1 protein-coding gene is annotated in these 520 nt (G+C 65.6%); it reads left to right on the top strand.

What is annotated here, in order from left to right:
* Positions 1-26: 26 nt before the first annotated feature.
* The coding region (locus tag QSK17_RS35745; RefSeq protein ID WP_285711134.1) for a TetR/AcrR family transcriptional regulator at positions 27-520 on the top strand (494 nt) is incomplete at its 3' end.

Below are 520 nucleotides of genomic sequence, written 5' to 3'. Positions count from 1 at the left end.
GGCGGCCGACCGCGTATGATCGCTCCGTGCCCAGGAAAACCGGCGAACCCACCCCGGAAGAAAGCTCCAAGTCAGCCCGCACACGCCAGCGCATCCTCAACGCCGCGGCACACGTCCTCAGCCGCAAGGGCTACGCCGGAACACGACTCGGCGACATCGCCGACCAAGCCCAACTCCAGGCACCCGCCATCTACTACTACTTCGGATCCCGCGAACAACTCATCGAAGAAGTCATGTGGACCGGCGCCCGACGCCTCCGCGAACACCTCAGCGAAACCCTCAACACACTCCCCGCCGAAACCACCCCAATGGACCGGATCGCCGCCGCCGTCGAAGCCCACCTCCACATCGAACTCGAACTCTCCGACTTCGCCACCGCCGTCATCCGCAACTCCGGCCAGATCCCCGAACACCTCCACACCCGCCAACTCGCCGAAGAAGCCGAATACGGCAAACTCTGGCGAAACCTCCTCCGCGACCTCGACAAGGCCGGCGAACTCCGCCCCGGCCTCGACCCACG

This window comes from Microtetraspora sp. NBRC 16547, assembly GCF_030268965.1.
Lineage (GTDB): Bacteria > Actinomycetota > Actinomycetes > Streptosporangiales > Streptosporangiaceae > Microtetraspora.
Note: the sequence above shows the minus strand (reverse complement) of the source record. Positions and strands in the feature narration are given on the sequence as shown.